Genomic DNA, 8,211 nt, shown 5'->3' with positions numbered 1-8,211 from the left:
AATCATTATAATGAGATTATCGCAAATTTTAGGAATTAATCACAGTCTCATGGATACAGTCAAAAGCATCTTTCCTTCAAACATCATAATGAAAGGAATATGGTAATCTGTGCGTTGTTGAGAATAAAGCCTTCTGTGATTAACTTATCAGCGCTTAATTCGGTACTATCCCAGTGCCAACGCCAGCACAAAACTGCCTTTTGGCTAAATCCGTGGACACGGCCACAATCAAAAAATCTGCCATCGATTGATGTAACTTCACGAAAGCGACCCACGTTACAAGGCAAAGACTGATGATAACATGAGCAAGCCTAAGTAAGATGCGAAGATGCTAAAAGGTCGCTTGATCATATTTATAATTTACTAATCACCTCTAAATACTGAGAGGCGAGAGTATCATAGCGCCGGTTCGATAAAATCCATTCCCGACCACGTCGACCCATGTCATTCAATTCACCTTCTGGCATCTTAGAAAAACGATCTACCGCTACACTTAAAGCTTCTACATCCTCAGCCGGAACAAAAAGCCCACAATCTGCTTCGTTAATCATGCTAGAATAGCCAGTATAGGAAGCCAATACAGGCTTACCAGATAACATATAATCAATTACTTTATTCAAAGATTGCCCGTAAGCCCAAAGCGGCGATGTATTTACAGCAAAGTAAACAACATCAACATAACTCAAAACAGATTGAACCTGTTTCTTCTCAACCCTTGGTGCAAAGGTTAGATTATCAAGATCAGCATTTTCACTCTGAAAATGCTCCTTTAAATAGCCATCACCCACCATCAAAAAATGGATATCTTCCCTATTTTGCATAGCACGCGCACAGGCAAAGAAAGTTTCAAGCGCATTGTCTGCACCTATTGAACCAGCATGACAGACAATAAACTTATCCTTAGGAAAATATTTATTGACATATTCCTCAGACAGCGGTTCAGGTCTATCCAGTAAACTATCATCAACACCCTGCGGGATACAGGCAGCCTCAATATGTTTTCCAGTCACATTTTCAATATGCAATCCAAGATTTGGCATAGTACCAACAACCTTGTCCGCCTTCTCATATCCCAAACGTTCTAGCCAAGAGAGAAAAATAACAAAAGGGTTCATAGGGCTGATACCGCCAGATGATACTAAAATAAGTGGCCAGATATCACGGACTTCAAAAATAAGCTTACATTTATACTTACGACGCAATAATAAGCCATTAAGAATTGTTAAAAGTGACAAACTAGATATGACAATTACATCAGGGATATCCATATTTTTCTTTGGCATACGAAATAATTGCCATTCAAAATCCAACCAACTTAGCATTCTGCCAAATGATCTTGCACCCTTATACTTCCAAGTTTTTAGCCAATGCACATCAACACCATCTACCTGCTCAACCATCAACTTACCTTTAAATGAAGGCGCTGAAATCAGATGATTAGAATCGGAGGTTATTAAAGAACAACGATGGCCGGCTTTGGTCATAGCAGTTAAAATCAAAAAACCCCTAGCACTGACTTTTGCAGCGTAAGAAGGTGCCACATACTTAGATATATACCATATATTCATAATATTAATAAAGCCTTGGAATGGAATTAACAACCTTAATTACATCGCAGAAGTCCAAGCCAACAGCATCTAAATACCAACGAATATTTTCATAGCGCGGCTGATTCTCGTCTTCCACTTTCACAAGAGCTTCTTCACGAGTAATTTGTCCCTCACGGATTTGATTACTGCGGAAGGTATCATGTTCAGTAAAACCAGCGACAATGTAGTAAATGTAGTTATAAAAAGCTGCTGTACCGTCACCAATACGCCAAGTAGTATTGGTATCGACTGCAGTTTCCCAGCCATAATCATTAATCAGCACATCATCGATCTCTTTTTCATCCCAACGCCAATAGTCGAATACATGATAATAATCTTTCTTCTCTGTAAAACTACGATAATACTCTCCAGATAAAGTATCCCATAATGAGCTATTAAAATAGCCAGGGCTTTTCAACATGGCTTTAAATCTGAGCTTCTGATACTCAATTTGCTTTTGCCAACCATGCATATAAACACGTTCTTCTTCAAAATCAGGTGGCACACCTAAAAAGCCTGCTTTAAAGTGTGTGACCTCAAGAGGGTTAACACCCCACAAATTAAGGTTTATGCCAGTCTGCTTTTTGACAGTTTCAACATGCCTGAAAAAATGCTTATCACCCGCAGTTAAAATACTTATCATCCCAAGATGCGGGGCCTTAAGCCAAGCCTTAAGATTCTTTTTAATATTATCCCGCTTTTTTGAAATATCGTCGGCAACAATGATATTCTCAACGCCCAACTCAGCACACATCAAGCTAATATTACGACGACCTAAATCAGTGACCATACCCCAATCATAGGTGTATGTAACTGGCTTCATTTTTAATTCGTTTACTATCAAATGCAAACCATAGCAACTGTCACGCCCACCAGAAAACGGAACAATGCAATCCAAACCTTCTTTTCTTCGGTATGGCGCAACAAGCTCAAACAGTTGCTCCTTGGGCTTTGGGTTATTTCTTGGCTTATAAGCATTGCAGTAATTACACACACCATTATTATCAAAGTGAATAAATGGCATTGTTTCAGGCAGGATGCATCGGGTACAACGTTTTAATGTTGGTTTAGGATACTGTAGAAGCTTCCGCTCTTCAGCAATATCCATGAATTTTGGAATAAGACCGGAGCGATGTTCTTTAAAATCTTCAACATCAATTGAAGTTGAAACAGGTATATCCAACAAAACCTCTTCATTAATGACCTGCGTAATTTCAGAGCAGCCTAACTGGGCTAGAGGATAGCTTTCAGAAGAAAAGTAAACGGAATCTCCTTTTATGCCTGTATAAAGACTTCCATTATTTGAGAACAAAGCAATTTTACCCAGGGAAGGCACTGTAATAGCTGTTGCCACTACACCTTTGCAGTGTGCCAAAACCGCATCTGAAACACCTTTCAGGCCACCTGTTTTATTAATGTGTTGCTCCGCAATCGCAGCAATAATTTCTGTATCAATTTGCTGCTTACGTTCAAAACCTAACTTATCCCAAAGTATTTCATCATTAACGACAATACCATTATGAATAACAACAACACCGTTCCGAACGATAGGCTGGTTATCTAAAAGACCATTTGTAATTAAGCGACTGTGACCAAGAGCAATTACCGAATTTTCAGCTTTAATAGGCTTAAGCAATTTAAGAACATCATAATCTGCTCTGTAGACCTTAAGCTCGTTATCCATATTAAAGACAAGCCCACTTGAGTCACGGCCACGCTGCCTGGCATGTTCTGCCAGATAACAAAGGTCTTCATTTTTTAAGCTTGTATTTCCTAATATCCCAAAAATCCCACACATATAAAACCTATATATTTAAAAATTTAGCAATCTGCTTGGCTGCTTGACCGCCACCATACAGATTATCAGTATCCTGTACTTTACGCTCCACATTATGCGTAGCAGCTTCAATAATTTTTGCAGTGTCGGCACCTACCAATTCATTGGCACCCGCCTCAATGAGCTCAACCCATTCTGTTTGATCACGCATAGTTACACAGTACTTTCCAAAGAAAAATGCTTCTTTCTGTAAACCGCCACTATCGGTAATGACTAAGTTACAGTTATCAAGCAACCACAATATTTCAAAGTATCCAACCGGCTCAACTAAATGAACATTTAACTCAAGACCATTCTGCATAATAAGTTTTCGTGTACGAGGGTGCAGCGGCAACACAACTGGAGCCACCGATTTGTGTAGTGTATTCAAAGCATTAACAATGGTTGTTAAGCGCTGCGGATTGTCGGTATTTTCCGCACGATGCAGGGTAGCTAAAATAAAGCCCTCAGGGAGCTTACCAGCAGGGGGGATTGCCTTTTCTGTAAACAGCAAGGCGGAATCCTGCATCACGTCACCTACCTTCAGAACCTGAGCATTCTTGCCAGCAAAACCTTCATGACTCAGGTGTTTCACTGCCGCATCTGTTGGACAAAAAAGTAAATCACTGATCTGATCAGTAAGGATGCGATTAATCTCTTCCGGCATCTGCATGTTGAAGCTGCGCAAGCCCGCTTCAACGTGGGCCACAGGAATATGCAGTTTTGCCGCCGCGAGGGCACCCGCCAATGTTGAGTTTGTATCACCATACACCAAAACACGATCGGGTTTATGAGCTAACAAAGCCTGCTCAATTTCTACAAGCATTCGGCCAGTCATCTCACCGTGCCTACCTCCGTGAATATCTAACTGAATGCGCGGGCGAGGTATATTCAGTTGGTTGAAGAAGACATCCGACATATTGGCATCGAAGTGCTGCCCGGTATGCAGTAAGATTTCTTCAATGCCTTCGGTTTGCTGAATTGCGCGAGAAACAACACTAGCTTTAATGAATTGTGGGCGGGCACCGATAATCGTGAGGATTTTTTGCATAAATAGAATCGCTTACAGTGATTGATAAAAAGCCAACAGCTTGTGTTCTTCAATGCTCCAGTTGTACTTTTCCTGTACGGCCTTCTGGCCGTTAAGTCCCATTTGCTCGGCCTCCGCAGGATGGTTAACCAAATAGTTTACAGCCTCGGCAATTGCTTGAGGATCAAGGGGGTCAACACAAAGCCCGCACTGGTTGCCTTCAATAATTTCTTTCCAGAGCGGGAAGTTAGAACCGATGACCGGAACACCGGCACTCATATATTCAAACATTTTGTTGGGTTGTGCATCCATGTGGTTAGGTGAAGGCAAAAAAGTAACCAAACCACCTACACAGCGAGAGAGTATGTCACCAACATCTTCGCGCCCCACAAAACCAAGTGCATCGACACGCTGCCAACCGGTATCTGCCTGTGCGGCGGCTTCAACAGCGGGCTCGTTAAATTTGCCTACTAGTTGTAAACGCACACCAGATTGCACCAATCCCATAGCTTGAACAACTTGAGAAATCCCGCGAATTTGCCCTATGCCTCCAACATATCCTACCTGTGTTTGCTTTTGCGACCAGTCAACTTCACCTTTGGAAAACTCATCTAAAAGCGGGTAGTTATTGATATCAATCGAACGCATTCCCATCGCAGAGAATTTATCACGGATACTGGGTGTAGCAGTAATCACGGCATCAAACTTACGGCAGGCCATACGCTCGTATACGGCAAAAGTCTTAGATAGTAACCACTTGGCGGGCTTGTTTAGATAGGGTTTGCCTAACAACTGCTTGGGCACATCCTCGTGGGCATCAAAGATCACCACCTTACCAATTTTTTTGAGTTTCACACCAATGGGTATCAATTCAGGGTCATGCAGGTGATAAATATCGGCATCTATCTCCAGCGCTTTTGCCAGTACACGACCCGGGGCATTACGAATACGATCCAGACGCCCATTTGAAACACCAACATCAAATATAACTATATTACTTTTGGTTTCATCCCCCATGCCGTCAGCTACTATAAGAGAAACATCAAAAGCTGCAGAAAGAGACATGCACTGCTTAAGGAATATCCGAATGTCATCACGCGGATGTGCAGATGTTAGATGGCAAATCTTATGATGCATTCTTTTTTCCTTCACGAATCAAAACCACCAAAAATACCGACATAATAAAACCATGTGTTAGCAATGTAGTAAAAAGATCAGAGGATATTAACAATGCTCGCACTGGAATTATCGACATTGATAATACGACCCAGTTTTGAACACCATATTTTGACAAATTGTTCAACAACGAAAAAACAAATGAAGTAAGAATAGCATATATCAGAACACCAAAAAGTCCAGCGTGAGCATAACCACTTGCAACAAATCCATTATTTGCTCCCAGACTGTCATCACCCAAGTAACTACCAATCACCCTGCTAACACTGCTACTATAAGGATAATCAAGAAATCGACTTAGTATAGAGTTTGACCAATAGACCTTCTCATTAAAATCAAAAAACTCTATATAGACATATGTAAGGTTTGCAGGAACAAAAAAGACACGCCGACTAAACAAAGAAGAGAGCCAGATATCACCAAACATATGGTAGCTAAAAAGCCCCAAAAAAATAACAAAAGAAAAAACCACCGGAACAACCATCAAAGAACTATAAAATCTAAAATAATACCAAACACCAAAAACCAATATCGGATAAAAAAGAATACTCTTGTGCGTTGATGCTGCAAAGAAAAAAACCTGCACAAACAAAAGCAAGAAACACAATAAAAATCTTCTATACTTAAGGGAAATAACAATCAGAAAAATATTAAAAACCTGATAAGTCCAAGTATTTGTATACGCAAAAACACCAAACGAAGATAGCTCAGAGTTATAGTTTCTATATAGATAAACTTTAGAAAAATCTAGATTAACAACAACGCCTGTATAAAAATACCAAAAAACAAGAAAAACCACAAAAACAAGAGATATTATGACAGCAATATTTTCTCCACCACAAACAACGGGAACTTTAATAGGAAAACTGATTTTTGAAAAAACCGAAATCAACCAAACAGCCAAAAACGTTACTAAAACAGGAAAAAAAACACGCTCACAATCAAGACCATAAATAACTATAATAGGCGTCAAAACGGCCAAATAGGCCGTTAGAACAAAATAATCACTAACAAGCCGCAGCCTCACTTTTGGCGCAATAAAAATTAAGCCTATAAAATATAAAAACCATGCGAAAAGAAAACGCTTCGTCTCGAAGTTATAATGAAAACCACTATACGAATACTCAAAACTCACAACTGAAGCATAGGAATAATCGAGAACAACCTTAAACAATAGCAAAAAAAAATAGTACAAATAATCTGAATAAATCAACTTACTCAAAACAATCACCCTTGACGGCAATCTTGTGTTTTCCGCTTTTGCTTAAAACAAACCCACCAGAATAATCAAATACAACATCAATATCACCAAGATGGGATCTTAAAGAATTTTCTATGTATTTTTCTGAAACCTCAAACTCATACTCATCAGATACACTCAAAACAACTCTTATACAATTATTCGACTCTTGTATAAACTGATACTTATTAACTAAAACAGGCCCCATTAAAACAGTCAAAACAGGTGTCCCAATCTTAAAACCGCCAAATTCGATCATATCAGTTACACGCCCCTCTAAAGATTTCAATAAAGGGTAACTACTGCCACACTCACATTTTTCTTGAGAAACAACACCTAAATCCCCAGTATCATATCTTACAAATGGTGTTGCTTTATTAATAAAGCTAGTTGCAACAATCCTGCCAACTCGTCCATAAATACGTCGGCCACCTTCATCAACAACTTCCAAATATCCTCGCTCAGTATCTATGTGATACCCATCGTGAAATTCACATTCAAAAGCCGACAAACCACCATCATTTAGGCCATATCCATCATACACCGGACATTGAAAAACATTCTCAATATATTTTCTTTGGGCAGAACTTAACATCTCGGCAGTAGTAAAAATTGATTTTAAATTAATTTGAAACCTATCTCTTTCAGCGTCTACAAACTTTGCAAGCTCATATATAGAAGATGGATATCCCCGTAAGAATTTAGGTTTCCACTTCACCATATCAATAGCATATTTCTCAAGGATAGAATCATCCATGCCATATGATGAATACTTGCGCATAGAAAGACAATACGAAATCAATTTTGATTTTAATGTGCTAGACTTACCAACTAAAGACCCACCAGCAAGAACTGCAACTTTATCACCTAGTCTATAACCTCCTTTTGACCATCCCCTATAAAGCAAAGCTAAACTTGCTTGATCACAAGAATTACTCAAACGATAAACAAGTGGTTCGCCTGTAGACCCCCCCGTACTTACCGTTTTGGATTCATTATTGTGAGGATCATAAACCTCTATAACATCCCGATTTTTTATAATATCTAATTTATTAATAATCGGCATTTTATCTATAACTTCAAAAACATCCCCATCCATCTCTATCTTCCCGTTATAGAAAGGGACTTCACGCATACAAAATTGTAGAAAACCACGTAATCGCTGACTCAACTTATACTCTAGCTCAGACTGACTACAGTTCCTACAATACATATAGTAAAAATAAAGAAACAAAACCTTAGGCTTAAAAAACAAATGCGCTACAACAAATAAAATACGATTCACAACATCCCCCTATTAGAACGCACCTGAGCAGCTCATCTACCAACCTCTTTGTTGCTGATTATTGAGCCTCAGCGC

Annotated in this window: 6 protein-coding genes; all 6 read right to left on the bottom strand. The window is 39.3% G+C overall.

Features of this window, described 5'->3' with window-relative positions; translation table 11 throughout:
- Positions 1–353 precede the first annotated feature (353 nt).
- The 6 genes from BV405_RS17290 to BV405_RS17265 are packed head-to-tail and all read right to left on the bottom strand — an operon-like array spanning position 354 to position 8,136.
- Positions 354–1,568 carry a glycosyltransferase family 4 protein gene (locus BV405_RS17290; RefSeq protein WP_086482147.1) on the bottom strand — a complete coding sequence of 405 codons (1,215 nt, stop codon included), beginning with the start codon at positions 1,566–1,568 and terminating at the stop codon, positions 354–356.
- A 4-nt stretch (positions 1,569–1,572) separates the two neighbouring features.
- Positions 1,573–3,387 (bottom strand): glucosamine 6-phosphate synthetase, encoded by a 1,815-nt coding sequence (locus BV405_RS17285; RefSeq protein WP_086482146.1) that lies wholly within the window; start codon positions 3,385–3,387, stop codon positions 1,573–1,575.
- A gap of 7 nt (positions 3,388–3,394) precedes the next feature.
- Entirely contained in the window at positions 3,395–4,456 is a 1,062-nt protein-coding gene (wecB, locus tag BV405_RS17280; RefSeq protein WP_086482145.1) for a non-hydrolyzing UDP-N-acetylglucosamine 2-epimerase, read from the bottom strand.
- Positions 4,457–4,468: 12 nt separating this feature from the next.
- Positions 4,469–5,572 carry a glycosyltransferase family 4 protein gene (locus tag BV405_RS17275; protein ID WP_086482144.1) on the bottom strand — a complete coding sequence of 368 codons (1,104 nt, stop codon included), beginning with the start codon at positions 5,570–5,572 and terminating at the stop codon, positions 4,469–4,471.
- Positions 5,562–6,833 (bottom strand): hypothetical protein, encoded by a 1,272-nt coding sequence (locus tag BV405_RS17270; RefSeq protein WP_086482143.1) that lies wholly within the window; start codon positions 6,831–6,833, stop codon positions 5,562–5,564. Before BV405_RS17270 ends, BV405_RS17275 begins: the two co-directional genes overlap by 11 nt.
- Positions 6,826–8,136 carry a phenylacetate--CoA ligase family protein gene (locus BV405_RS17265; protein WP_086482142.1) on the bottom strand — a complete coding sequence of 437 codons (1,311 nt, stop codon included), beginning with the start codon at positions 8,134–8,136 and terminating at the stop codon, positions 6,826–6,828. The genes BV405_RS17270 and BV405_RS17265 overlap by 8 nt, the downstream gene beginning before the upstream one ends.
- Between the last annotated feature and the right edge of the window lie 75 nt (positions 8,137–8,211).

Source organism: Oceanospirillum sanctuarii (genome assembly GCF_002150805.1).
Lineage (GTDB): Bacteria > Pseudomonadota > Gammaproteobacteria > Pseudomonadales > Halomonadaceae > Oceanospirillum > Oceanospirillum sanctuarii.
Note: the sequence above shows the minus strand (reverse complement) of the source record. Positions and strands in the feature narration are given on the sequence as shown.